The organism is Arcanobacterium wilhelmae (genome assembly GCF_029632765.1).
GTDB lineage: Bacteria > Actinomycetota > Actinomycetes > Actinomycetales > Actinomycetaceae > Arcanobacterium > Arcanobacterium wilhelmae.
This window is the reverse complement of sequence record NZ_CP121247.1, coordinates 1,774,060-1,797,864: the sequence shown is the minus strand read 5'-3', so window position 1 is coordinate 1,797,864 and position 23,805 is coordinate 1,774,060. Positions and strand designations below refer to the sequence as shown.

At 61.9% G+C, this 23,805-nt stretch carries 16 protein-coding genes; 13 read left to right on the top strand and 3 right to left on the bottom strand.

Annotation, left to right across the window (positions count from 1 at the left end):
* Nucleotides 1-32 precede the first annotated feature (32 nt).
* The 6 genes from P8A24_RS07970 (at nt 33) to P8A24_RS07945 (ending at nt 9,711) form a co-directional block, all read left to right on the top strand.
* Nucleotides 33-1,736, top strand: coding sequence for a dihydroorotate dehydrogenase (locus P8A24_RS07970; RefSeq protein ID WP_278058142.1), 1,704 nt, complete (start codon nt 33-35; stop codon nt 1,734-1,736).
* 14 nt (nt 1,737-1,750) lie between these two features.
* A complete protein-coding gene (gene pyrF, locus P8A24_RS07965) occupies nt 1,751-2,455 on the top strand; it encodes an orotidine-5'-phosphate decarboxylase (RefSeq protein ID WP_278058140.1) in 705 nt (234 codons plus the stop codon).
* Entirely contained in the window at nt 2,448-3,113 is a 666-nt protein-coding gene (pyrE, locus tag P8A24_RS07960; RefSeq protein WP_278058138.1) for an orotate phosphoribosyltransferase, read from the top strand. The genes pyrF and pyrE overlap by 8 nt, the downstream gene beginning before the upstream one ends.
* Nucleotides 3,113-4,297: an aspartate carbamoyltransferase gene (gene pyrB, locus P8A24_RS07955; RefSeq protein ID WP_278058136.1), complete on the top strand. Its 1,185-nt coding sequence runs from the start codon at nt 3,113-3,115 to the stop codon at nt 4,295-4,297. The genes pyrE and pyrB overlap by 1 nt, the downstream gene beginning before the upstream one ends.
* A 302-nt stretch (nt 4,298-4,599) precedes the next feature.
* Entirely contained in the window at nt 4,600-8,007 is a 3,408-nt protein-coding gene (locus P8A24_RS07950) for a YPDG domain-containing protein (protein WP_278058134.1), read from the top strand.
* Nucleotides 8,008-8,355: 348 nt separating this feature from the next.
* Nucleotides 8,356-9,711: an MFS transporter gene (locus tag P8A24_RS07945; protein WP_278058132.1), complete on the top strand. Its 1,356-nt coding sequence runs from the start codon at nt 8,356-8,358 to the stop codon at nt 9,709-9,711.
* Between the two features lie 183 nt (nt 9,712-9,894).
* Here P8A24_RS07945 and P8A24_RS07940 read toward each other — a convergent pair whose 3' ends face one another.
* Nucleotides 9,895-10,851, bottom strand: coding sequence for an ROK family glucokinase (locus P8A24_RS07940; RefSeq protein ID WP_278058129.1), 957 nt, complete (start codon nt 10,849-10,851; stop codon nt 9,895-9,897).
* Between the two features lie 14 nt (nt 10,852-10,865).
* Here P8A24_RS07940 and P8A24_RS07935 point away from each other — a divergent pair, with 14 nt between their 5' ends.
* Nucleotides 10,866-10,991: a hypothetical protein gene (locus P8A24_RS07935; protein ID WP_278058127.1), complete on the top strand. Its 126-nt coding sequence runs from the start codon at nt 10,866-10,868 to the stop codon at nt 10,989-10,991.
* On the opposite strand, the gene P8A24_RS07930 is transcribed toward P8A24_RS07935, so the two are convergent.
* Complete coding sequence (locus tag P8A24_RS07930) at nt 10,963-13,026, bottom strand: prolyl oligopeptidase family serine peptidase (RefSeq protein WP_278058125.1); 2,064 nt, start codon at nt 13,024-13,026, stop codon at nt 10,963-10,965. The genes P8A24_RS07935 and P8A24_RS07930 overlap by 29 nt on opposite strands.
* Before the next feature lie 366 nt (nt 13,027-13,392).
* Between P8A24_RS07930 and dnaK the strand changes: the two genes are divergently transcribed.
* From dnaK to P8A24_RS07905, 5 genes are all read left to right on the top strand, one after another.
* Nucleotides 13,393-15,258, top strand: a complete 1,866-nt coding sequence (dnaK, locus tag P8A24_RS07925) for a molecular chaperone DnaK (RefSeq protein WP_278058122.1) — start codon at nt 13,393-13,395, stop codon at nt 15,256-15,258.
* A 78-nt stretch (nt 15,259-15,336) separates the two neighbouring features.
* Nucleotides 15,337-16,029 carry a nucleotide exchange factor GrpE gene (locus P8A24_RS07920; RefSeq protein WP_278058119.1) on the top strand — a complete coding sequence of 231 codons (693 nt, stop codon included), beginning with the start codon at nt 15,337-15,339 and terminating at the stop codon, nt 16,027-16,029.
* 33 nt (nt 16,030-16,062) lie between these two features.
* Entirely contained in the window at nt 16,063-17,061 is a 999-nt protein-coding gene (locus P8A24_RS07915) for a J domain-containing protein (protein WP_278058117.1), read from the top strand.
* A gap of 6 nt (nt 17,062-17,067) precedes the next feature.
* Nucleotides 17,068-17,907, top strand: a complete 840-nt coding sequence (locus P8A24_RS07910; protein ID WP_278058115.1) for a heat shock protein transcriptional repressor HspR — start codon at nt 17,068-17,070, stop codon at nt 17,905-17,907.
* Nucleotides 17,907-18,455 (top strand): NUDIX hydrolase, encoded by a 549-nt coding sequence (locus tag P8A24_RS07905; protein WP_278058113.1) that lies wholly within the window; start codon nt 17,907-17,909, stop codon nt 18,453-18,455. Before P8A24_RS07910 ends, P8A24_RS07905 begins: the two co-directional genes overlap by 1 nt.
* Here the strand turns inward: P8A24_RS07905 and P8A24_RS07900 are convergent.
* Nucleotides 18,413-19,084, bottom strand: a complete 672-nt coding sequence (locus tag P8A24_RS07900; protein ID WP_278058111.1) for an NADPH-dependent F420 reductase — start codon at nt 19,082-19,084, stop codon at nt 18,413-18,415. The two genes, P8A24_RS07905 and P8A24_RS07900, sit on opposite strands and share 43 nt — an antisense overlap.
* 400 nt (nt 19,085-19,484) lie before the next feature.
* On the opposite strand from P8A24_RS07900, the gene P8A24_RS07895 reads away from it, so the two are divergent.
* Nucleotides 19,485-23,768 (top strand): ExeM/NucH family extracellular endonuclease, encoded by a 4,284-nt coding sequence (locus P8A24_RS07895; RefSeq protein ID WP_278058109.1) that lies wholly within the window; start codon nt 19,485-19,487, stop codon nt 23,766-23,768.
* Nucleotides 23,769-23,805: the final 37 nt, after the last annotated feature.

Sequence of the window (23,805 nt, the reverse complement as noted above, 5' to 3'; positions counted from 1 at the left end):
CCCAGGGACTGAGAGAGGAGAAAGGACGCAAGATGTGTGACAGCGAGATTGAGATGAGCGCGCAGGTGAGCGCGGTGCGCTCGCTGACGGCGGATGTGTTCGAGCTCGAGCTCGAGTGCGAGCGCGAGATGAACGCGCTGCCCGGCCAGTTCGTGAACGTGTCGGTGCCAGGGTTTTTCCTGCGCCGCCCATTCGCGGTAGCCCGCCAGGATGGGCGCCGGATCGCGGTAATCGTGGCGAAAGTTGGCACAGGAACGCGGGCACTCGCTGATATTCAGGTTGGCGCCGAGGTGGCGCTACTCGGCCCGCTCGGCAACGGCTTCGACGCCGCTGCGGCCGGCGAACGCCCGGTGCTGGTTGGCGGCGGAACAGGCGTGCCGCCGATCATGTTCCTCGCCCGCGCCCTTCTCGACGCCGGTGCGCGGCCTATCGTGGCGCTCGGCTTTCGCACAGGGGAGGCCGTATTTGGTGCGGGGGAGCTTGAGGCCGCCGGTTGCGAGGTGCGCCTGGCTACCCAGGACGGCTCGGCCGGCACGCGCGGCCTGGTCACCGACGTTCTCGACGACGGCGCCACCCACGTCTACGCCTGCGGCCCGGATCCCATGCTCCGCGCGGTCAAAACCTGGGCGGGGGAGCGCTCAGTTTCGGCGTCGCTGAGCCTCGAGGCGCATATGGGCTGCGGCTTCGGCGCATGCCTGGGCTGCAAGGTGGATACCGCTCGCGGCCCGAAGCGCGTATGTGTGGAAGGCCCAGTCTTCGACGCCGGCGAAGTACTCATCGACCAACCGGAGGTTCAGGTTCGCCTGCGCACAAACGAAAATCCGGCACCGGCGTCGTTGGAAACGGCCGTGGAGCTTGCGGGAGTGGGTCTCAAAAATCCGGTGATCGCGGCGTCGGGAACCTTCGGTTTTGGCGCGGAATTCGCCGCGCTATGGGATATCAACGAGATCGGCTCCTTCTCTTTTAAGGGCACAACGCTCGCCCCGCGCGCGGGGAACCCGACCCCGCGCGTCGCCGACGCCCCCGGTGGGATGCTCAACGCGATCGGCCTCGCCAACCCGGGCGTGGAAGCCGTGGTAGCGCAGGAGCTTCCGCGCATCGCGAGCTACTTCGACGGGCCGGTGATGGCGAACGTCGCCGGCTTCTCGCTGGAGGAGTATGCGCAGGTCGCGGCGGCGTTCAATCGCTCCGAGCAGGTGGCCTGGCTCGAAGTGAACATCTCCTGCCCGAACGTTCACGCCGGCGGCGCGACCTTCGCCGACACCCCGGAATCGGCGGCGGCCGTGTGCCGCGCGATCCGAGAGGTTACCGACACACCGATCATCATGAAGCTCGCGCCGGCCTCGCCGATGGCGCAAGTAGCGCAGGCATGCGAGGCAGAAGGCGCGGCCGGGGTTTCGCTGATCAATACCTTCGTCGGAATGCGGTTCGATCGCCGCACCGGCGCGCCGATTCTCTCCAACGGCACGGGCGGGGTCTCTGGACCGGGCGTGCTGCCGATGGCTCTGCGTGCGGTATATGAGGTGTCGCGAAGTGTGAACATCCCGGTGGTCGGAATCGGCGGCGTGATGAGCGCCGACGACGTGATCGAAATGATGCAAGCCGGAGCCGCCGCGGTGCAGGTGGGAACGGCGTCGCTCCTCAACCCCTACGCCTGCCGCGACATTGCACGCGAACTGCCCGAAGCGATGCGCCGATACGGAATTACGTCACTCGCTAACATCAACAACCGCTAGGAAAGGAACCAGTAATGAGCAACGTCATCATCGCCTGCGATTTCTCCTCGCAAGCCCGAACCGAAGAGTTCCTCGATCTCTTCACCGAGCTGCCGCAGCGCCCGTATGTGAAGGTTGGGATGGAACTCTTCTATGGAGCCGGCCCGCAGATCGTCCGCGCGATCAAAGATCGCGGCCACCGCATCTTCCTCGACCTTAAACTCCACGACATCCCGCAAACTGTCGCCAACGCGATGCGCGTGCTCTCCGGGCTAGACGTGGACATGACGAACCTCCACTGCGGCGGCGGACGCCCCATGATGGAAGCCGCGATCGAGGGGCTCACCCGCCCCGACGGCACCCGCCCGCTCCTCATCGGAGTCACCCAGCTCACCTCCACCTCCGAGCAAGTGATGCACGAGGACCTGCTCATCGAGGGGACGATGGCCGACGTCGTCGCGCACTACGCGGCCAACGCGGCAGCCGCAGGCCTCGACGGGGTGGTGTGCTCCCCGCACGAATCGCCCGTCGTTCACGAAGCGCTCGGCGAGCAGTTTCTCACCGTCACCCCGGGTGTGCGCTTTCCGGGTGCCGCCGCTGATGATCAGCGCCGCATCACCAGTCCCGCCCAAGCCCGCGAACTGGGCTCCAACTACATCGTGATGGGCCGGCCCATCACCGCGGCCGCTGATCCTGTGGCCGCCTACCTGCAAGCATCGAAGGAGTTCTCCAATGACTAACGCCCCCGCCAACGCAACCGCCGCCGAAACCCGCGCCAGCGACGTCGCCCGCGCCCTACTCGACATCGACGCCGTCTTCCTCCGCCCGCGCGAGCCGTTCACCTGGGCGAGCGGCATCATCTCGCCGATCTACACCGACAACCGCCTCATCCTCACGGCGCCAGCCGCGCGCAACCTCGTCGAAGGTGGGCTCGCCGAGCTTATCCGCGAGGAGTTCCCACACGCGGACGCCCTGATGGGCACCGCGACCGCAGGCATCGCCCACGCGGCCCTCGCCGCCGACAGGCTCGGCCTGCCGATGGGCTACGTGCGCTCCTCCGCGAAAGACCACGGCCGCACCAACCGCATCGAAGGCCGCCTCGAGCCCGGCTCGAAAGTTGTGGTGGTGGAGGACCTGATCTCCACCGGCGGCTCCGTCCTCGAAGTGGTGCGCGCGCTCGAAGAGGCCGGGGCCGAGGTTCTCGGAGTGGCCGCGATCTTCACCTACGGGATGGACGCCTCACGCACCGCTTTCGCCGACGCCGGCGTGGAGCTGCGCACCCTGACCACCTTCGACGACGTCGTCGCGCAAGCCGCGCAAACCGGCGCAATCGAGGCGGCCGACGTCGACGGCCTGCTCGATTTCCGTCGCAACCCGCGCGAGTGGAAGGGCCTGTGATGCGCCACGTCATCGACGTCGCCGACCTGACGTTTGCCGAGCTCAGCGCGCTGATTGCCGCTGGCGAGCGGATCGCGGCCGAGCCAGGTGCCTGGGCCGACCGCGCCCGCGGCAAAGTGCTCGCCTCGCTGTTCTTCGAACCCTCCACCCGCACCCGGCTCAGCTTCGAAATCGCGATGGCGCGCCTCGGCGGCACGGTGATCTCAATGGCCGACGGCGCCGCGTCCTCCGCATCCAAAGGAGAAACCCTCGCCGACACCGCCCGCGTCATCAGCGGATACGCAGATATCGTGGCGATGCGACACCCCAAGGACGGCGCCGCGCTCGTTGCGGCCGAAGCCTCGCGCGTGCCGCTCGTGAACGCCGGCGACGGAGGACACTTCCACCCAACCCAAACTCTCGCCGATCTGCTCACGATCCATCGCGAGTTCGGACGTTGCTCCGGTCTGACGGTGGCCGTGGTGGGTGACCTGCTCTACGGGCGCACCGTGCACTCGCTCCTTGCCGCACTTTCGCGGTTCTCCGGCAACGAGATCCTCGCGGTGAGCCCGGCGGAGCTGCGCCTGCCTGAACAGACGGTCGCTGCGCTTAGCCAGGCGGGCGTTCGTGTACGTGAAGTGAAATCGCTCGAGGAGGCGGTGGCCAGTGCCGACGTCGTCTACATGACCCGCGTTCAGCGCGAACGCTTCGGTGACCCGGTGCAGTACGAGCGTCTCAGAGATGCCTACGTGCTTGATGCTTCGGTGATGGCGCACGCCCGCGAGCACACGATCGTCATGCACCCGCTGCCGCGCGTCAACGAAATCGCGGTGGATGTGGATTCTGATCCGCGCGCCCGCTACTTCGAACAGGCAGAAAACGGCATGTTTATGCGCATGGCGTTGATCGATTTTCTGTTGCGCGAGGGCGGGCTGCGGCTGGCACTGCACGGGCCGCGGCGGAAGCGAGCCGAGGGTGGAACTAGCTTCGCCGTCGGCACTGAAAGCGGGACACCGGCGTCGGGGGATACTGGAGCCCCGGCGTCGGGGGCGAGCGTGCGACCCGAGCGACTACGCCCGCCAGCGCGCGTGAACCATGAGTGCCCAAACCCCCGTTGTGTGACGCGTTGGGATCGCGGGGCTGTGGCGTTCGCCTACGAGTCGGCCGAGGGGCCGCGCTGCGGGTTCTGTGATACTCGCTTGTGATCGGGGGCGGACTACCTAGCTTGCGCTGCTTTGCTGGAGGGATGGCCGATTGCTGTGTCGATTTGTCTGATGTCTCTATCAGATCTCAGGTGAACGGCACGGCAACACCTTCATACCTTGGGCGTAGATACCATGTACTCATGGTGTGTGAAGATTTTTGTCGTCAATGAAAGTCGCGAAGTTTCCGCATCCGATACGCGCATCAGGGCAGGAATTTCGCAGGCTAAACCGTACAGATGAACTGACTCTCTAGATTGGTGAACTTTGGAGAGCCAGGGTGTCGCTAAAAATGGAGAGTCCTCATGGCCCCCGCACGTACCCTTCAGTATTCGTTCGCAAAGTCCACCACAAAGTTTGGCGCGATTGGCGCTGCCATGGCTGTGGTGGCCCTCGGGATGGGCACCCCCGCGTACGCCACGACGGTAGCTTCGGAGCTTCCGATGGAGACAACCACCACGACAACCCCGACTGCTGAAACGCTTGTTTACTCGCCGGGGCGGCACGAGACCATGGAGCAAACGGAGCGAGCAGGTAAGCGTGGTGAAACGATCCCACTCGCCAACGGGCTCACACTTATCCATACACAGAAGGGGCGACTCCCGCAATCGGATATGCCGATACTCAAGGCTGAGGGCCCGGAGAAGCTTCGCGAAATGGAGAATAACTCTCGCTACCCCGCTGCTGGCGGAACTCGCATTACGGACTTGGGTGATGGCACGACGCTCATTGCCCAGGGGGCTGAGCAGCCTCGCGTGATGGAGCAGAGCAAGCCAACGTCGGAAGAAGATGCTGGGCGAGAGTCTGCACTTACAGGTTATCTGGCATCGTCAAAGGTGGGCAAGCTGACCTACGATGTGGTCACCGCTAACAAGGACGAGCACACCTACACTGTTGCCCCGAAGGAAACCGGCACCTCGGAGAAAGAGCCTGGAGCTAACTACATCTATACGGTGGCAGCTCCCTCGGGCTATAAGGTTGTGGCCGATCTCGGCGCCTTCCGTCAATACGCCGATGCTTCGAAGCGGGAGGGGACAATCTTCGTCGATCGGGTAACCGGGCAGATTGGCGTGATTCCTGCGATCGGTGCTGTTGAGGGTGAGAAACTTGAAATTCCAGTTACGCTCGTGCACTCCGTGTACGCATCTGATATTCGTGCAACTGGCATCGCGACATTCACAGTGGCAAAGTCCACTGCGATCAACGAAGCTGATAAGGATATCGACGGCGACGGCCTGACCAATGCTCAAGAGACGACGCATCATACAGATCCGCGAAACCCTGACCACGACGGCGACGGCGTGAACGACGGCGACGAAGTGAACGGCAACTGGAACCCGTACGACGAGCAGGGCAAATTCACCGACCCTGGTTCCCGTACGAAGCCTCAGACCCCTGGCTTCCTCACAGATCCGACGATTGCCGACACTGACAAGGATGAGACGAACGACGGCGAAGAGCTGAACACCAAGGTCGATCACACAACCGGCAAGACCGTACCTTCGGATACTGATGCTGGCGTGCCGACGAATCCGAATGTTTACCATATGAAGCGGACGTACGAGGCACATTACCAACAGCAGCTTGCGCGTCCGGGCGACAAGATTGTGGTTCGCCCCACCTTTGCGAAGCCGGATATTAAGGAGCTTCCTAACGGAGTAACCCGCGATCAGGATGCACAACTTGGAGTTGGTGACGTTGCACGTATCGGGAAAACCGATGTTCCTGGGGCGACCTTTGAATTCCAAGATAAGACGGGTGAACTGACTTTCGAAGTGCCGAAAACAGCCAAGCGTGGTGAGGTATACACCCTTCCTATCAGTTTGAAGTTCCCTGATGGGACGCGTGCTCAGATGGATGGTAGCGTGAAGGTTGCCAACATGGCCGATATGTTTGAGCCAGCTCCGATTAACGTGACGGTTTTGCCTGGAAAGGAGCTTGAAGTCGAGCAAGCGTTTTCCACTGTTCCTGGCGCCTTCTTAAAGGAGCCCAAGTTGGCCCATGCAATTTTGGGGGGTTCAACTGACGCAGATGATTCTCAGTTGCTTCCGTTCAACTTTGCGGTGAAGGATTCGGGGCAAGAGCAGGATTCGTGGTTTGAGGTCACACCATTCGCAACGATCGATCCCATGAGCGGTTTACTTCGAGTTAATCCGCGTTACACGGATGAAGCGAAAGATTATTCTCGCGACCTCATTGTGCAGTACGACGACGGCTCGCTCGATGATATTCGTGTCAATATTCGGTTAGCTTCCGACCAGGCTTCCTACTATGACCCCTCGTATCCTCCCGTTACTGTGACGCCAGGTGAGAAGAAATCGATCTCGATCGGCGTGCGTGCTGAAGCAGAAGGGCTGAAGAACGAATTCCCGAAGGGGACCGAGTTCGAGTTCGAGCTTCCGGTGGGCTTTGCATCAATCGATAAGACAAGTGGGCAGATTGAATTCGCGCCAGAGGCTACCCAGGCGTTAGGCAAGTTCCAGGGCATCGTGAAGGTAACTTACCCGGATAAGACGTGGGACAAGGTTTACGTCGACGTTGAGATTGCCAAGAGCGGCCTCGCTGCGAACCCGAATTCCGAGGGTGGGCCTGAGGAAGCTCCAAAGAAGCCTGGCATTGCGTGGACCAAGGTTCTTCCGGGTATCGGCACCAGTCCGAACGACGACTTCGACCAGGACGGTATCGTCAACCAGTTCGATCCGGATGCGGACAATGACGGCGTGAACAATGACGACGAAATCGCGATTGGCACCAGCCCGTTCGATATCGATTCCGACGATAACGGTACGAACGACGGCGAAGAAGACAAGGATAACGACGGCTGGTCGAACAGTACCGAGTCGGTTGTTCCCGAGGTCGGCCCGGACGGGCGCGTGATCGATAAAAAGTTCCAGCCCGGTCTGACCGATGGTGAAGTGATTCCGGACAAGAATGGTCTCGCCTCCCCAGGCATTACTGACAAAAATGGTAACAAGCTGACCGATCTTCTCGATGGCATCGAGAAGAAGGCCGAACCGGATCAGCCGGAGATCGATTTCGGTGAGCCTGAGTACGAGCCGGAGCTTCCGGAGTACAACGGCCCTCTTCCTGGAACCGAGATTGAGCTTGGCGACAAGATCGATTTGCCGAATGCTGATGCTCTGAGCATCGACTTCCAGGATACGACCACGTTCGTTCCGGAAATCGGGATCAAGTCAACTCCGTGGATCAACCTGCTCGGCAATAACGGCAAGATTGAGCTTGGCGAGAAGATCGATTTGCCGAATGCTGATGCTCTGAGCATCGACTTCCAGGATACGACCACGTTCGTTCCGGAGTTCAAGATTGAGTCAAAGCGTCCGGAGATCAAGATTAACTCGGCTAAGCCGGAGATCAAGATCGAGTCGACGAAGCCACAGAACTCCGTCCCGGAGGGTAAGGATCTGGAGAATCTGGATCGCCAGATGTTGTTGAGTGAGAAGAACTTTGAGCTGGGGGAACAGCCACAGAACTCCGCTCCGGAGGGTAAGGATCTGGAGAATCTGGATCGCCAGATGTTGTTGAGTGAGAAGAACTTTGAGCTGGGGGAGACGGACGCTGAGCACAAGCAGAGCACTCCGTCGCCGAAGAAGCTCCCGATAACCGGCGCGTCTGCTGCTGGCATCGGTGCGATGGCCGTGGTGCTGGTTGTAGCAGGGACCGTTCTTGCGAAAGTGCGACGCAGGGACGGGTAGCACCCGACGGCAAGGGCTGTGTGCGGGCCCGGAGTGGGGGCGCTGGCTGGGCTGGCGCCCCCACTTTTCCTGCTGTCGGCAGGGCCGGTTGTGTTTTCCTGCTGTCGGCAGGGCCGGTTGTGGGGCTGTCTTTGCGGTGCATAACTCTGTCAGTTCGCGCGGGCGTTGCGCATATAGCAACGCCAAGCCCGATTGATTGAGTTGTGCACGAGCTGCGGGGCTGTCTTTGCGGTGCATAACTCTGTCAGTTCGCGCGGGCGTTGCGCATACAGCAACGCCAAGCCCGATTGATTGAGTTGTGCACGATCTGCGGGGCTGTACCGGTACGTCCGTGCGATAATGGGGCACATGCCGAAAACAACAATGCCGCGTGAGATCTGGGTGCTGGTGGCCTCCGCCGTGATTGTGTCGCTGGGCTTCGGGATCGTGGCGCCCGTGCTGACGATTTTTGCCTCCACGCTCGGGGCCACCACCTTCCAGGCGGGCGTGGTCGTGAGCGCGTTCGCGCTGACCCGCCTCGTTTTTGCGCCGCTTTCCGGCCGATTGTCCACCCGTTTCGGGGAGCGCTCCATGTACATGTTGGGCATCGGGCTGGTGGGGGTGTCGAGCGTGGCGGCGGGCCTTGCCAACGACTACTCACATCTCGTGCTCTACCGCGGCCTGGGCGGAGTGGGTTCCGTGATCTTCTCGGTTTCGGCGATGAGCCTGATTTTCCGAGTTGCGCCTGCGGGTGCTCGCGGCCGCGCCTCGGCGCTGTACGGTGCCGGCTGGCTGGTGGGCAATATCGGCGGCCCGGCAATCGGCGCGTTCATCACGCCCCTCGGCTACCGCGCGCCTTTCTTTATCTACGCGGGCTCATTGTTTGTGGCGATGTTTTTGGTTGGAGTGCTGATTCGGCCCGACGCCGGCGCTCGGCCCGCGAGGGTTGGAAGACTTGCGCGGGCGAGGCGTGCGAGCGCTCGGGTGAAGCGTGCGGCTCGCCGGCTCACGTTCCGCCATGCTGCCTCTGCGCCGAATCCGACGAATCCACTGGGACTAGAGCGATCTGCTGTGGAAGCTGGTGCGGTTTCAGCAAGTGAGCGCGCTGCGGCTGAGGTTCGCACTGGCGTGAATCGTTCCCCGATGAGCGTGCGCGAGGCATGGGCGGATCGGCGTTTCCGTGCGGTTTTGGTGAGCTCGTTTGCGGAGGGTTGGACGGATTTTGGCGTGCGAGTCTCGCTCGTGCCGCTACTCGCGGCGGCTGTCACTTCCCAGGCTTGGGTTGCGGGCGGGATCATGACGGCGTTCGCTGTGGGCAACGGTTTGGCGCTGATTCGCGCCGGCGTGTGGAGCGACTACTACGGGCGCCGGCCGCTCCTTGTCGCTGGTCTCACTCTTTCTGGTGTGTTCACGATCGGCTTCGGCTGGATCGGCTCGGTGTGGTTGCTGATCGCGGCCTCGTTCCTCGCGGGAATTGGCGCGGGGTTCGTGATGCCGTCACAGCAGGGCGCGGTGGCCGACGTCGTCGGGGCCCGCCAGGGTTCGCGAGTGTTCTCGTTCTTCCAGCAAGCCGGTGATCTTGGCCAGATTCTCGGCCCGGTGGCCGCCGGCTGGATCGCGGACGTGACCGGCTTTGGAGTGGCCTTCGCGATCACTGGCGCGATGATGTTGATCTCCGCCGCCGTGTGGTACGTACTCGGACGAGTTGATACTCGCGCTGCCTGATTTTTCGCAGACCTAAATCGCTCTTTATGTCTATATAAGGCTAAAACGCGATATAGGTTGGCCAAAAGTTCAATGCCTCGAGTACGGTGCCACACTATCGAGAATTTTCATCGTGCATACATGAGACAGTGGCGAGTTTTCACAAAGAAAACTCACCACTACCGAAATTTATCCTGTCGACGCTCAGCCCAGGAGCTGGCGGGCCAGATCCGCGGCGCCGATCATTCCGGCATCGTTACCGAGTTGGGCCTGAACGATCGGTGCAACTTCGCGCGAGCTCGCGGCCGTCAAATACTTCTGGAAAGCGGTGCGCGTGGGCTCGAGTAGGAGGTTCCCGGCTTCGGAAACGCCGCCTGCAACGATGTACATTTCCGGATCCAGGATCGCGGAAAGATCGGCCATCCCGCGCCCGAGCCAGGTGCCGACTTGGTTAAACAGATCGATCGCGCCGGCCTCGCCCTCGGCGGCAGCGGCCGTCACCATCAGGCCGTTGATCGCGTCCACTTCGCCGCCCGCGAGATCCAGGATGTGTGAGCCTTCGCCCTTGTCGAGCTGAGCGAGCGCGTACTGTTTGGCGATCCGCACGAGCGCGTTGCCTGAGGCGTACACTTCCCAGCATCCGTACTGCCCGCATCCGCACTGCAGGCCGTCTGGCACCATGTTCAGGTGGCCGATTTCGCCGGCGAGTCCGAACGAGCCGGAAATGAGCTTGCCGTCCATGATGATTCCGCCGCCGATGCCGGTCCCAACGGTCACGGCAACCGCCGAGCGATGGTCACGGCCAGCGCCGTAACGGTACTCACCCCACGCGGCAGCGTTCGCGTCGTTTTCGAGGTAAACCGGTAGCCCGACGCCGGCCTCGACCTTGTCGGCCAATGGCTCGTTTCGCCAGTTCAGGTTGGGGGCGAAAGCGATTGTGCGATGGTCCGCTGCCACGAAACCTGCACATCCGATGCCCACTGCTTCCACCTCATAGCTCTTGCGGAGCTCTTCGATCACTGCGATCACGGTGTCTGCTGTGGAGTCCGGATCGAGCGCAGGGGTGGGTTTGCGGGTCATTGCAACAATTTCGCCGTCTTCATTAACGACGCCACCGGCGATCTTCGTGCCGCCGATGTCAACACCAAGCGTGAAACTCATGGTGCAATTATTGCATGGATTTTCAGGCGGAGGCGCGCCGGAAGGCCCATGTGCGCAAACCGGCGTCGGTGGATTTCTCCGCCGACGCCGGTGCGCGAGTTCCTGGCCCGTTTACGCGAGCTTTTCGTCGAGGAACGTGAAAATCAGAGCCAGCATGAGCGCTTGCTGAACCGGATCGGCCGCGCCTGCGTGCCCGCCTTCGGTGTTCTCGTAGTAGAAGGCGTCGAGCCCCTTTTCTTCGAGCAAGGCCATGAACTTGCGGGCGTGGCCGGGGTGGACGCGGTCGTCCCGAGTGGACGTGGTGAGCAGGATCGGCGGGTGCGGCCCGTCGCTGACGTTGTGGTAGGGCGAATAGGTCTTTAAATACTCCCAATCGTCCGTGTCCGGGTTGCCGTACTCATCCATCCAGGAGGCGCCGGCGAGCAGGTGCGAGAACCGCTTCATGTCCAGTAGCGGTACGCGGCACACGATCGCGCCGAAGAGCTCCGGGTAGGTGGTGTACATGTTGCCCATGAGCATGCCGCCGTTCGAGCCGCCGATCGCGGCGAGCTGGGAAACAGTGGTGACGCCGGTGGCCACGAGATCGCGGGCAACCGCGGCGAAATCCTCGTAGGCGAGGTGGCGCCCTTCGCGTAGCGCCGCCTGGTGCCAAGCGGGTCCGAATTCGCCGCCGCCGCGGATGTTTGCCACGGCATACACGCCGCCGCGTTCAAGCCACACCTTGCCGTACGTTCCGACGTAACCGGGCAGGCGCGACACCTCGAAGCCGCCGTAGCCGTCCAGGAGCGTGCGCGAAGAAACCGCGCCATCAAGCGCGTCCGGCTGGCCGATCACGAAGTACGGAATTTCCGTGCCGTCGTCGGAGGTGGCCCAGCGCTGGCGAACCTCGAGCCCGTCGGCGTCGAAACGTGCGGGAGCGCTACGCAGCTTGCGAACGCTCAGCTTGCCGCCCTCGACGGAGCCGTGGAAGAGAGTTGTTGGGGTGGTGAAGCCGGTGGTGGTGACCCACACGTCGTCCGAGACGTCCGGTTCAACTGCGCCGACGGAGATGCTCAAGTACTCGCCGAGGTCGGTTTCCAGCTCCTGCACGTCCCATCCGCTGGCGGTAGGTGTGGCGAGGTGGAGTTTGTTCGCCACGTTATCCAGCGTGGTGATCACGAGACCCGTGTGAAGTGCGGAAACTCCCGCAAGGGAAGTTGTGGGCGTGGGCGTGAATAGGGCGTCGACGTCGGTGATATCGCCCGATAGTGCCTGTTCGAGCGGTACTGCGACGAGCGAGCCGGCCGGGAAGGTGCTCCCGGCGACCTCCCACTCGTAGCGAAGGTCGGCGAGAGCCCATTCGTGCCACAGCGAAACCTCGGCCGTGCGGGGGAGTGCGAGCTCGGTTTTCTCGAGAGTCCACGGGTCCACAAGGTAAACGATCGACGTGCGGAAATCGGGGATTCGGTAGGCGACGAGGCGTTCGTAGCCGGGGGTGGAATCGTAGTAGGCGCCGGCGAGGACGTCGGTGGTTTCGCCTCGGATGATTTCTGCTGCGGCGGACAGTGTCATTCCGCGGTACCACAGGCGAGCTGCGATCGGATAGCCGGATTCGGTCAGGTACGGGCCGTTGTCGGTGGCGTCCACGCTCTCGAAATTGGCGGAAACGACTACCGTTTCGGCGTCGTACCACTGCATCGAACCTTTGGATTCGGGCTTCACGAATGCGTCCGACGGGTTGACGAACGCTCGCGAGGGGACGTCGAATTCGCGGGTGATGCTTGCGTCCTGGCCGCCTTCGGAGAGGGTGATCAAGGCGCGCGTGTAATCGGGGCGCAGGAGCTGTGCACCGCGGAAAACCCACGACTTTCCTTCGGCGCGGCCGAGCGCGTCGACGTCGAGAAGGATTTCCCACTCTGGCTCGGTTTCCGGAGAAACGTAAGCCAGGTACGCCTCCCACGGAGCGCGGCGCCACAGGCCGCGCGGGTGGGCGCCATCCGTGTGGAAGTTGTAGGCGTAGTCGCCGCGTTTTGTGGCGATGACCAGGTGATCCGACGCCGAGAGGATGGCGTCCAGCGCGCTGCGGCGGGCGTCAAAATCCGGGCCGGCGAAATGATCCAGTGTGCGTTTGGAGTGCGATTCCACCCACTCCATCGTGGACGAGTTCGACTCTTCAAGAGGGAGGTATTTATCCATGCGGGCAAGTCTACGGGGTAGGAAAAATGCGGACAAAGGGTGTCCACTTAGTGAGAAACATTCTGCCGACGCCGGGGCGCTGGTTGCGTACGCATCTGGAGGGCTCCGCCGGACGCGCACGGGCTCGCGCGGGGACCCCGCGCTCGAGGCGCGTGTCTGGCGCCACGCGCTCGCTAACCCCGAGTCGCCCGAAGCGCCCGGCTCCGCCCGCGCGCGACGTCGGTAAGCCTGGCAGGCGTCTTTTTCTTGAGTGGTATTCGCTCAAGAAAAACGGTTGCGTCTAGACATAAGTAATTGGATGTGGCACTATGAAGGAGTTGAAGAATTGAGCGGTGTGGAAATGCCGCAGATAGAAGGAGTTTTCAGATGGCACGAGCAGTTGGCATCGATCTTGGTACCACCAACTCGGTTGTTTCGGTTCTTGAGGGTGGCGAGCCCACGGTGATCGCGAACGCTGAGGGCGCGCGCACTACCCCGTCGGTGGTGGGTTTCTCGAAGACTAGCGAGGTGTTGGTTGGTGAGATCGCAAAGCGTCAGGCGGTGACGAACGTGGATCGCACCATTTCGTCGGTCAAGCGCCACATGGGCGATTCGTCGTGGAAGGTGGATATCGACGAGAAGAGCTACAATGCACAGCAGATCTCGGCGTTCATCCTGCAGAAGCTGAAGAAGGATGCGGAGGCGTATCTGGGCGAGCCGGTAACCGACGCTGTGATTACCGTTCCGGCGTACTTTAACGATGCTCAGCGTCAGGCAACGAAGGATGCGGGCCAGATTGCGGGCTTGAACGTTCAGCGTATTGTGAACGAGCCGACCGCAGCCGCGCTCGCATACGGTCTGGAAAAGGGCAAGGAAGATGAGCTCATCTTGGTGTTCGATCTGGGCGGCGGCACGTTCGACGTGTCGCTCCTGGAAGTGGGTAAGGATGAGGACGATTTCTCCACGATCCAGGTGCGCGCTACCTCGGGCGATAACAAGCTCGGCGGCGATGATTGGGATCAGCGCATCGTTGAGTGGCTCGTCGGCCAGGCAAAGAACAACTACGGCGTGGATCTGTCCAAGGATAAGATCGCGCTCCAGCGCCTCAAGGAGGCCGCTGAGCAGGCGAAGAAGGAGCTGAGCTCGGCGACTTCCACGAACATCACCCTGCAGTACCTTTCGATGAGCGAGAATGGCCCGATCCACTTGGATGAGAAGCTCACGCGCGCTCACTTCGAGGAGATGACGAAGGATCTACTCGATCGCACCAAGGTTCCGTTCCAGAAGGTGATTGATGATGCGGGCGTGAAGCTTTCCGAGATCGATCACGTGGTGCTCGTTGGCGGTTCCACTCGTATGCCGGCCGTGACCGAAGTGGTCAAGGAGCTCACGGGTGGCCGCGAGCCGAACAAGGGTGTGAACCCGGATGAGGTTGTGGCTGTTGGTGCGGCTCTGCAGGCTGGTGTGATTACCGGTGATCGTAAGGACGTTCTCCTGATCGACGTCACTCCGCTTTCGCTTGGTATTGAGACCAAGGGTGGCGTGATGACCAAGCTGATCGAGCGTAACACCGCGATCCCCACCAAGCGTTCCGAGGTGTTCTCCACCGCCGAGGATAACCAGCCGTCCGTGCTGATCCAGGTGTACCAGGGCGAGCGCCAGTTCGCTCGTGACAACAAGCTACTCGGCACCTTCGAGCTTTCGGGCATTGCTCCGGCTCCGCGTGGCATGCCGCAGATCGAGGTGACCTTCGATATTGATGCCAACGGCATTGTGCACGTGTCCGCAAAGGATCGCGGCACCGGCAAGGAGCAGTCGGTCACCATCACCGGTGGTTCGGCCCTCTCCAAGGAGGATATCGACCGCATGGTGAAGGAAGCTGAGGAGCACGCCGCTGAGGATGAGAAGCGCCGCGAGGAGGCCGATGTTCGCAACCAGGCCGAACAGCAGGTTTACTCGATCGACAAGCTCCTCACCGACAACAAGGACAAGCTCGACGATTCGGTTGTCACCGAGGTGAAGGATGCGAATGATAAGGTCCGCGAAGCCCTCAAGGGCGAGGATGTCGAGGCAATCAAGTCCGCGCTCGAGGAGCTGAACACGAAGGCTCAGAAGATCGGTGAGGCTCTGTACGCTTCGGCTCAGGCGGAGCAGGCCGCAGGTGCCGGCGCTGGCGCTGAGGGTACTGCTCCTTCCTCGGACGACGACGTCGTGGATGCCGAGATCGTCGACGACGAGAACGAGAAGAAGTAATTTCGCTCGCGTGAATTGATGCCGGGGGCAGGAGCTGCGCTCCTGCCCCCGCTCAAAACCCGCAGGAAAGGACATGCAATGAGCACAGGCGATTTCACGCCCAATGAGGCGAATAATGAGGAGCCGCTCAACCCCAACGCGCAGAACGCTGAAGGAGCGAACGAAACGAGCGCTCCGGCGTCGTCGGAGGGCGCCGAGCAGGCAGGTGTCGAGCAGGCAAACGAAACCGGCGCGACGGAGCCGGGCGAGGATGCAACGGAAGCCGCCGGTGGCGAGCCGGCAGCGGACGAGCTGAGCCCGCTCGATACGGCGCTGTTGCGCGTGACGGAACTCGAGGTGAAGGTTGCCGACTTGGAGGATAAGCTCGCGCGCGCGAACGCCTCCGAATACAACCTGCGCCAGGAGTACAACGGGTATGTGAAGCGCTCCAAAGCCGAGGGGATGAGCCGTTACGAATCCGGCCAGGCAAAGGTGATTGAGGCTCTGCTGTCCGTACTCGATGATGCGGCGCTGGCACGCCAGCACGGCGATCTCGAGGGCCCGTCCGCGCTGATCGTCGACAAGCTGGAAAACATGCTCAAAACCAACTTCAAGGTAGAGCGCTTCGGGGCCGAAGGTGATCCGTTTGATCCGGAGTTGCACGAGGCTCTGATGCATTCGACGTCTGCCGAGGTTGAAGCCGAGCAGGTTGCCCAGCTGATCCAGCCGGGCTACAAAATGGGCGAGAAGCTCCTGCGCGCGGCGCGCGTGGGAGTGGTGTCGCCCGAGTGAAACTGGTGCACGCAAAGAAAGAGGTGAGGCGTGATGGCAAGCCAGGATTGGATGAATAAAGACTTTTACGCCGCACTGGGCGTTGCAAAAACCGCCACCCAGGACGACATCAAGAAGGCCTACCGCAAGCTGGCCCGCAAGTATCACCCGGATCAGAATCCGGGGGATAAGGCCGCGGAGGAGAAATTCAAGGAGGTCTCTGAGGCCTTCCAGGTGCTGTCCAACGAGCAGGATCGCACACAGTACGATGCGATCCGCGCGATGGGCGGGGGTGCGCGCTTCTCTGCCGGTGGCGGCGGCGCGGGCTTTGAGGACGTGTTTTCCTCGATGTTCGGCGGTGGCGGGGCGAATCCGTTCGGCGGCAACGTGAAGTTTGGCCAGGGCGGCGCTGGCGGCCCCGGATTCGAGGACGTGTTTTCCTCGATGTTCGGCGGCGGCGCGGGTGCTGGCGGTTTCGGAGGCTTCGGCTCGCGCAGGCGCGAGAAAGGCGCTGATGTTCACGCCTCGGTGTCGATCCCGCTCTCGCAAGCCGTTTCGGGCACCACAGTGAAGGTGGGCTCGGGCTTGAACCAGGTCACGGCGCGTATCCCGGCCGGCGTGAAATCCGGCCAGAAGATCCGCATCGCGGGCAAGGGTGAGCCGGGCCGCAACGGTGGCGCCGCTGGAGACATCCTCGTCGAGGTCACGGTGGAGCCGCATCCGGTGTTCGACGTGAAGGGCTACGACGTCTACATTGACGTGCCCGTTTCCTTCGACGAAGCCGCGCTCGGCGGTAAGGTTGAGGTGCCGACGATCGCGGGTACGACCGTCACGATCAAGGTGCCGGCGGGCCTGTCTGACGGAAAGTATCAGCGTGTGCGCGGCAAGGGGATTGCGGGGCCGAAGGGTGCTCATGGCGACATGTACGTAAAGTTCCACGTGGTGGTGCCCAAGCGGCTCTCCGACGAGGCTCGCGCGGCCGTGGAGCAGTTCCGGGCGGCGACGTCGGAGGCGGATCCGCGGGCAACGTTCCGTTCGATGGCCGCTCTGTAAGGAGGAATGATGGCGAAGGTTTCGAAGACTTCCCCGATTCTGTCGGTGTCGGTGGCGGCTGAGCTGGCGGGCATGCATGCGCAGACGGTGCGCCAGTATGACCGGCTGGGCCTGGTGGTGGCGAAGCGCACCAAGGGCGGCGGTCGCCGCTATTCGCTGGCGGATGTGGATAAGCTCGTGGAGATTCAGCGGATGAGCCAGGAAGATGGCATCAACCTGGCAGGTATTTCGCGGATTTTGGAGCTGACGGAGAAGGTTGCGAAGCTGACGCGCGCGAACAAGCGCCTGCAGCGTGATCTGGACAAAATGCAGGCGCTGGGCGAGTACATGGGCGAGGAAATCGCGCGCTATCGGGCTACCGAGCAGCGTGTGTTCGCTGCCGGGCCGGATGGTGATGTGACGGTTGCCGAGCGAATCGACCAGCTACGAAAGGCGCTTCGGAAGGATTCGGGCAACGAGATGGTGGTGTTCCGTCCGCGCCGCTTGGTGGCTATGGAGCCGCACGAGGAAGTGAAATCGGAGGTTTCTGCGAAGGGGCTCGCGGATGCGGGTTTTTCGCAGGAGGCGCTCGGTTTCGATGATTCGGTGGACGATTTCGAATCCTTCGAGAGCGACGATGACTACGTGGTGTACGACGAAAATTGTGAGCCGTCGTTTGGCTCGCGGATGGATGCGGGACATCGCCTGATCGTGGATGTTGACGGTGCGGAGGAGGAGTTCGCGGATTCTGCCGACGCTGGTGTCGAAGATTTCGCTGGAGCGCTTGGCGGTTCTGCGGATTCGGCTGACGAAGAGAGTGAAGATTCAGCTGACGAGGAGTCGGCGGATTCTGGGGATGAACGCTGATGTATGCGGACGAGGAGTGGCGTGCTGCCGTCCTTGTTCTTGTTGATTGCGCGGCGGATCCGAGTGTTGTGCTCACCCGCCGCGCGCTTACTTTGCGCAGCCAGCCCGGGCAGATAAGTTTCCCTGGCGGGATGCGTGAGGCGGGGGAGAGTGCGGTTCAGACCGCGCTTCGCGAGGCGAACGAGGAGATCGCCTTGGATCCTGCATGGGTGGAGATTGTCGGCGAGCTGGAGCCAGCGAGGGCTGGCACGCGCACACTTGCGATTGTCCCGGTGCTGGGTCGTTGGGATGGTGTAGGTGAGGTCATGCCGTCCGATTCCGAAGTGGCTGAGATTTATCGGGTGCCGTTGAGTGTGCTCGCGGATCCTGCGCGGCGGTTTATGGCGTTGCGTGACGGCGTACAGATCGGGCCAGCATTTATCGTTGACGGGCTTGTGATCTGGGGTTTTACAGCGCGAGTGTTGGATTGGGTTGTTCGGGACTACGGGGCCGAGCAGCCGTGGGATCACAGCGATTGGCGAGAGGTGCCGGCGGAGTTTCGCAGGTGACGTTCGAGTACACGCCGCATTGATGTGGCGTCTCGCCAACCTCCGTTGAAGATCGTGGTGCCGGGCGCGAAGAGGCGCCCGTTTTTGAGCGGGCCGGCATCGACCGGATCGAATCCGAGGGTATTGACGAAATCCATTACCGCGCTACGCACGCGTTGATCGTCCGCAGCAACGGCCTGGGCGCGCCGATCCGGGGAGCCGGGCGGGCGTGCATCGAAGGCGAGGGCGTCGAAGGCCAGATGGTTGAGGGTTTTTGCTACGTGTGCGTGCGCGAAGTGTGTGGCTACACCGAGCGAGGAATCACGTGGGTGTGTGGCGAACTCGCTCGCAGAATCGAGACGTGGCCAGTAGTTGGCGACGTCGATGAGGATCCGGCCAGCGCCCACCTCGGGTGGAATCGTTGCCACGGCTGAGAGCGGAATGGTAAGAATGACGGCCGTGCCATCCGGGAGCGAGCTAATATCTGCGATGTTGACTGCTGTGATCGCGGCGGGGAGCTCGCGGGCGAGCTCGCCCGCCGCCCGCCGCGCGGCATTCCACACGGGAAAGCCATACTCGGCGATATGCTGCGCCAGTGCGCTTCCCATGACGCCGGCGCCGATCACTACAGCTCCCGAAATTGTTTCCATAGCGCAACCTTACCGTCCGTCAGTGATTCCGGCCGATCGTGGGTTGGGGTGGGTGAAGGTAGCGAATTAGTCGAAGTGAAGAGGGAATGTCAGCCAACTTTTCCAGAGAGTGGATGCGGGCATCGTATGCATGGAGAGCGTGAATTTCCCTGTAGGAAATGACAGCCATTCCCATGCCCAAGATACGGAATAGTAAGTCTCACATTGTGGCACGTGTGGTGTGATGGTTGCGGGAATGTAAACAGGTTGAACCCGCGGAAAACCGCACACTTCGAGCATTTAACGCAATGCTGGAAAAATACTAAAAGTAAGTTATTGAAGCAATGAAAGCGTTACCCTGTTTGTGTGGGTGACGCTTGCCACCCAACGGGTTTTTGTCTTTCGGGGGAAAGGTGCATCAATGACGATGAAATTAACCAGAACGGCCGCACTTGGGGGCGGTCTCGCAGTGCTATTGACGCCGATGGTGGTGCCAATGGCGAGTGCAACAACAGCTGCCACGAATGTGGTCATCAATGAGATTTACGTCGAGGGGACGAAGAATAACGGCAATCCAGATTATGTCGAGCTCTACAATCCAACGCACGAGCCGGTAAATCTCAACGGAATCACTCTCGTTCAGGCGACTGCCAAGAGCGGTAAGGTGAGTAAAGAGGTTCCGTTGAAGGGCACAATCTCACCTGGCGGCCATTTCCTTGTTGTGTCGACGCAGAATTCAGAAAATCTGAAGAATCTTCGGGACGGAGCGAAGGCTGATCAGGAGGGAAATTTCGATTTCGCTCGTTCGAAGACGGGAACCATTGCGGCTCTCGTAGCGGAGGGAGCCGATCTTTCAGCGCCACTTGATGGCGATTTCGCTGGAAAACCTGGCTACATCGACGTTGTTGGTATTGGTAAAACGGCGAAGGGGTACGAGACTGCCGCCGTCACCGAGAAAACGGATGACTCCACCTCTTTTCACCGCGGCGAGAACGGCGCCGACACCGATAACAATGCTCAGGATTTCACTGTTGGAGAGCTGAGCCCCCAAGGTTCCGGCACAGTTGCGCCGGCGCCCGAACCGGCCGAACCGGCTCCGGGCGATCCAGGAACGACGACGCCGGGCACGGATCCCGTGCCGGACGCTCCGGGAGAGTCTGAGGAGAACCAGCCCCCGGCGTCGGGAGATATTCTCCCGATCCAGGAAATCCAGGGGACGGACTTCCTCAGCCCGCACCTCGGCAAGCGCGTCACTACCGCCGGCGTGATCACTGCCGTGTACCCCGATGGGGGCTTCAACGGTGCCTACATCCAGACCGAGGGTAGTGGTGGCGATAAGCACAGCGACGCGTCGAGCGCTATTTTCGTCTACAGCTCGAAGATCGCGCAGATGAAGATCGGCGATTTCGTCAAGGTCACCGGCACGGTGACGGAGTATCCGGGCAAGAAGGCGAATCAGAAGACAGAGCCGGACCCGGTCACCCGTTTGACGGAGATCGCTGGCAAGGTGGATGTGGAGAAGATCGAGCGCACCGACGTCGTCGCTCCGGTACCGGTTGAGCTTGCTCAGATCCCGACAGGCGACGAAAAGCGCGAAGCGCTCGAGGGCATGCTCGTGAAGATCACGGGTACGCACACAATCACGGAGAACTACAAGACGGCGCAGTTTGGTCAGATCGGCCTGGCGCCTGGCGATGAGCCGTTCTACCAGCCCACCGAGAAATACCCGGAGGATGATGAACGGGCGGCAGACCTCGCTGCCGCAAACAAGGCGAACCTGATCACGCTCGACGACGGAATCTCCTACGAGACCTCGGTCAAGAAGGTCTACGAGAGCTCGAACACGAAGGATCAGGCGAAGGCTAAGCGTGCCGAGAAGGCGAAGAAAGAGCGTGGCGTTCGCGGTGGCCCGAATGGTGACGTTCTCACCTTCACGGTGCAGAAGCTCAAGCAGAACGGTGAGCCGGGCAAGCCGAGCGTCCACCACTATGAGAAGCCGGATTTTCCGGCGTCATGGCTCGATGTCAACAAACCGGTGCGCGTGGGCGCGCACGTTACATTCAAGGAGCCAATGATCCTCGATTTCCGTCACCAGTGGAGCCTGCAACCGCGATTCCCGGTGCAGGAGAAGCAGGGTGAGACCTTCAAGGATCACTCGTGGGATGTGATTGAGTTGACGAAATACGAGCGTCCCGCCGTGCCGGAGATCCCGGGCGACGTGACGATCTCCTCGTTCAACGTGCTCAACTACTTCACTGATCTTGGTGCAGAAGAAAACGGCTGCAACTTTTTCCCGTCCATCACGGGCGAGGGGCTGTCCACCGACTACTGCACGCGCCGTGGCGCATATTCCGCGGAGGCGTTCGCGCGCCAGGAGGAGAAGATCGTCGAGGCAATCACGAAGCTCGATTCGACCGTCGTCGGGCTTGAGGAGATCGAGAACTCGGCGCGTTTCGACAAGCCACGCGACACCGCTTTGGCGCATCTGACCGAGCAGCTGAACAAGAAGGCCGGCACCGCGAAGTGGGATTATGTGAGGTCGCCCGAGGAATCGAAGCTCGGCAAGAAGGAAGACGTGATCCGGCTTGCCTACATTTACCAGAAGGACAAGGTGACGCCGGTTGGCGATTCGCTCATCTTCCGGGAGAACGAATGGTTCGAGAACTGGGCTCGCCAGCCGCTCGCTCAGCGTTGGAGCCCCGTGGTGAACGGTGAGAAAGTTGGCACCGAGTTCGTTTCCGTGGTGAACCACTTCAAGTCCAAGGGCTCGGTTGCGTCGGAGAAGAAGGGGAGCAAGAAGCCGCTGATTGAGGGCGACAACGAGACTCTCGCCGGAAATAACAATCTTCTGCGCGTGCGTCAGGCCAAGGAGATGACCGACTGGGTGGCGCAGACCTTCCCGGACGATCCAGTGATCATCCTCGGCGATCTGAACTCGTACTCGAAGGAAGCCCCGGTGCGGGCGATCCAGGAGGCCGGCTACACCTCGGTGGCCGAGCACTTCAAGGTCAAGAACATGTCGTACCAGTTCGGCGGCGTGATCGGCTCGCTCGATCACGCGCTCGTGAACGCGAAGCTGCTCGAGCATGTCACCAAGGCTGACGTGTGGAACGTTAACGCCCTCGAGCCGGTGGCGTTCGAGTACGCCCGTTACCAGACGACGGTGAATTCGCCGGCAACGACCTACGACACCACCGCCTACCGCTCCTCCGATCACGACCCGATTAAGGTTGGTCTCAACCTCATCCCCGACGATCTCGAGAAGCCGGCACCTGCTGAGACGACTCCGGTGGAGACACCGTCGTCGCCGTTGATTCCGCTGACGCCGGCTGAGACGGACGAGCCGAGTGCTCCGGCTCCGGAGGAGACGACTCCGACGAAGTCTGGTTCTGTTGAGGGTGGTTCGTCGGTGAACGATCCGAATTTGGACGGCAAGATTGTGGTTGGTCCGTGGACGGATTTGGTTCCGGCGACGCCGATTCCGGCTGAGCCGGAGGAGACCACGCCGGCTCCGGAAGAGACGATGCCGGTGGAGACACCGTCGTCGCCGTTGATTCCGTTGACGCCGGCTGAGACGGACGAGCCGAGTGCTCCGGCTCCGGAGGAGACGACTCCGACGAAGTCTGGTTCTGTTGAGGGTGGTTCGTCGGTGAACGATCCGAATTTGGACGGCAAGATTGTGGTTGGTCCGTGGACGGATTTGGTTCCGGCGACGCCGATTCCGGCAGAGCCGGAAGAGACCACCCCGGCTCCGGAGCCGAGTGCTCCGGCGACGAAGTCGGGTTCTGTTGAGGGTGGTTCGTCGGTGAACGATCCTAATTTGAAGGGTGTTGTTGCGGTTCCGTGGACGGATTTGGTTCCGGCGACGTCGATTCCGGCAGAGCCTGAGGAAACCACGCCGGCTCCGGAAGAGACGACTCCGGCGGAGACACCGTCGTCGCCGTTGATTCCGCTGACGCCGGCGGAGACGGACGAGCCGAGTGCTCCGGCTCCGGAAGAGACGACCCCCGCTCCTGCTGAGACGACTCCGACGGAGACACCGTCGTCGCCGTTGGTTCCGCTGACGCCGGCTGAGACGGATGAGCCGAGTGCCCCGGCGTCGACGCCGTGGACGGAGCTGACCCTGGCCACCAACGTCGGCCCGGTGTACGCGAACACGGAGGAAATCGAGGCTGCCGTGAAGGCTGGCACGCTTGCTCTCGCACAGCACTACACAGTGGTTCGCGGCGGCAGTGTGGACGTGACGCTCACGGGCCTCACGCCGAACACCGAGGCGCGCGTGTACCTCTACTCCGATCCGGTGCTTGTGACCAAGGCAATGGCCGACGCCACCGGCGCGCTGACCGTTACCGTGCCGACCACTCTGGAGACTCCCCTTGGCCTCCACCACGTGGTCGCCGTGTCAACGACGCCAGGCGAGCAGGCTCGCACTGCAATCGCCCTTGAGGTGCTCTCGAAGGAGGCTCCGGCACCGGAGGCCACGACGCCGGAGCCCGAGAAGTCCGAAGGGGCAGGCAACACGGGCGGCCAGTCGAACACCGGCAACGGCACCCCGATGAACCAGGGCGCGCCGATGCATTCGGCTCCGTCGCACACTGGTTCGGGACTGGCATTCACCGGTGCGAGCGTCGCTGGCCTCGCGGCCGTAGCACTCGCAACTGTCGGTGCGGGCGCTGCGATGGTGCTTCGCCGTCGTGAAAGCTGAAAACGCCGCGAGTGAAACTCGCACGTGCGTCACTCGC

Excerpts from the sequence above, each read along its gene's own strand:
- P8A24_RS07895 (WP_278058109.1), top strand. The coding sequence starts at position 19,485 with ATGACGATGAAATTAACCAGAACGGCCGCACTTGGGGGCGGTCTCGCA.
- P8A24_RS07900 (WP_278058111.1), bottom strand. The coding sequence starts at position 19,084 with ATGGAAACAATTTCGGGAGCTGTAGTGATCGGCGCCGGCGTCATGGGA.
- P8A24_RS07920 (WP_278058119.1), top strand. The coding sequence starts at position 15,337 with ATGAGCACAGGCGATTTCACGCCCAATGAGGCGAATAATGAGGAGCCG.
- P8A24_RS07945 (WP_278058132.1), top strand. The coding sequence starts at position 8,356 with ATGCCGAAAACAACAATGCCGCGTGAGATCTGGGTGCTGGTGGCCTCC.
- P8A24_RS07905 (WP_278058113.1), top strand. The coding sequence starts at position 17,907 with ATGTATGCGGACGAGGAGTGGCGTGCTGCCGTCCTTGTTCTTGTTGAT.
- pyrF (WP_278058140.1), top strand. The coding sequence starts at position 1,751 with ATGAGCAACGTCATCATCGCCTGCGATTTCTCCTCGCAAGCCCGAACC.
- P8A24_RS07935 (WP_278058127.1), top strand. The coding sequence starts at position 10,866 with ATGGATTTTCAGGCGGAGGCGCGCCGGAAGGCCCATGTGCGCAAACCG.
- P8A24_RS07910 (WP_278058115.1), top strand. The coding sequence starts at position 17,068 with ATGATGGCGAAGGTTTCGAAGACTTCCCCGATTCTGTCGGTGTCGGTG.
- pyrB (WP_278058136.1), top strand. The coding sequence starts at position 3,113 with ATGCGCCACGTCATCGACGTCGCCGACCTGACGTTTGCCGAGCTCAGC.
- P8A24_RS07915 (WP_278058117.1), top strand. The coding sequence starts at position 16,063 with ATGGCAAGCCAGGATTGGATGAATAAAGACTTTTACGCCGCACTGGGC.
- P8A24_RS07940 (WP_278058129.1), bottom strand. The coding sequence starts at position 10,851 with ATGAGTTTCACGCTTGGTGTTGACATCGGCGGCACGAAGATCGCCGGT.
- P8A24_RS07970 (WP_278058142.1), top strand. The coding sequence starts at position 33 with ATGTGTGACAGCGAGATTGAGATGAGCGCGCAGGTGAGCGCGGTGCGC.
- P8A24_RS07930 (WP_278058125.1), bottom strand. The coding sequence starts at position 13,026 with ATGGATAAATACCTCCCTCTTGAAGAGTCGAACTCGTCCACGATGGAG.
- dnaK (WP_278058122.1), top strand. The coding sequence starts at position 13,393 with ATGGCACGAGCAGTTGGCATCGATCTTGGTACCACCAACTCGGTTGTT.
- pyrE (WP_278058138.1), top strand. The coding sequence starts at position 2,448 with ATGACTAACGCCCCCGCCAACGCAACCGCCGCCGAAACCCGCGCCAGC.
- P8A24_RS07950 (WP_278058134.1), top strand. The coding sequence starts at position 4,600 with ATGGCCCCCGCACGTACCCTTCAGTATTCGTTCGCAAAGTCCACCACA.